The following is a 1,350-nucleotide window of genomic DNA, read 5'->3' as shown; positions in this document are numbered from 1 at the left end:
GGCAGCCTTTGCATTGCCTCGTTTTGCAGACTTAGGTGGTGAAGCGCGTGCTGCAGCACTTCAAGGTGCTTATGGCGCGATGAGGTCTGCGTCATCCATAGCTCACGCAGACTATTTGGCTCAGGGCGATAACTCCTTGACTGAAATTACAATGGAAGGTCAGGTTATTCAGATGTTGAACGGCTATCCTGAAGCACAAACTGCTGGATCTGAAGGTATTCTTGATGCTGCTCAGATTACTGCTGCTGATTTCGATTTGGGTGGTACTCCAGGCGGTTTAGCAACTTCGACGGTTACAGTGACAGCTTCAGGTGTAACACCAGCTAATGCAGCAACTTGCCGTATTACCTATACAGCTGCTGCAGCAAATAATAGCCCAACTATTTCAATTGATGTTACGAATTGTGATTGATTAGTAGTTGTGTGAAAAAGCGCCGGTGGGCGCTTTTTTTCGTTTTTTAAAGGCAAGATTTTTGTCGAACAAGATCATAGCAAACTATTCAAAACAGACTAACCAGCATGGTTTTACCTTGATTGAGCTGGTGATGGTCATCGTGCTCATCGGTGTTCTAAGTGTCGGTGCCAATAGCCTGTTCTCTTCAAAAGACTCCTATGCAGACTACTTAGCCAAGGAAAGGCTTCTTTCTCTTGGTTTACTCGCGCAACAGTTAGCCTTGGGTGTCAGTGCTCAAGAGGTGCAAATAGCGGGTGCGGCACCTATACCGTCGGGAGATCCAGCGGAAATACAGTTTATTCGTACCGCTGGCGGCGACCTGCATTTTACCCTACTGAAGCATCAGCAAAGCGTTCAGACTTATCAACTGGAAACACCTTTGCCCACAATTTCAATAGATGGCCTTGCGCTGGCGTTGGGGGCTACTGTTAGTTTGGCGTGGGATCAAACAGCAAGTATGGACGATGCCGCAAATCACAATGTTACGATCGTTGGTACGAAAACCCATCGTATTTGCTTCTCCTCCTCGGGTTTTGTTTACGAATCGTCGGGGGCATGCCCGTGAGAGCTAATGTTACTCGTTCAAGAAGTTTAAGCCGACAGCAAGGCGTCACCTTGGTTGAACTCGTCATTTCTATTGTGATTCTATCGATTGCTATGGTTGCAGTGCTGAACTCTTTCAGTTTTACCATGAAACATAGTGCTGACCCCCTTTGGAGGAATAAGACCTTAAAGCTGACACAGTTATATTTTGACGAAATATTATCAAAGAATTATGACCACGCTACGCCCGTGGGTGGTGTGCCGATGGTCGCGAGCCCAGGTTGTACAGCAGCAGATCTGGGTCCCGATTCACCCGGAGACGTCCTGGAAACTCGCTCTGTCTATAACGATGT

3 protein-coding genes are annotated in these 1,350 nt (G+C 47.2%); all 3 read left to right on the top strand.

Going from position 1 to position 1,350, the window contains the following annotated elements:
• A partial coding sequence (locus A3729_RS18700) for a hypothetical protein (RefSeq protein ID WP_068634177.1) occupies window positions 1-412 on the top strand: 412 nt, incomplete at its 5' end.
• A gap of 61 nt (window positions 413-473) precedes the next feature.
• The gene (locus A3729_RS18695; protein ID WP_068740403.1) at window positions 474-1,019 is read left to right on the top strand and encodes a type II secretion system protein; all 546 of its coding nucleotides are present in this window, start codon (window positions 474-476) and stop codon (window positions 1,017-1,019) included.
• A partial coding sequence (locus A3729_RS31765; RefSeq protein WP_197475919.1) for a prepilin-type N-terminal cleavage/methylation domain-containing protein occupies window positions 1,016-1,350 on the top strand: 335 nt, incomplete at its 3' end. The genes A3729_RS18695 and A3729_RS31765, both read left to right, overlap by 4 nt.

The sequence above is a fragment of the Oleiphilus sp. HI0043 genome (assembly GCF_001634935.1).
Note: the sequence above shows the minus strand (reverse complement) of the source record. Positions and strands in the feature narration are given on the sequence as shown.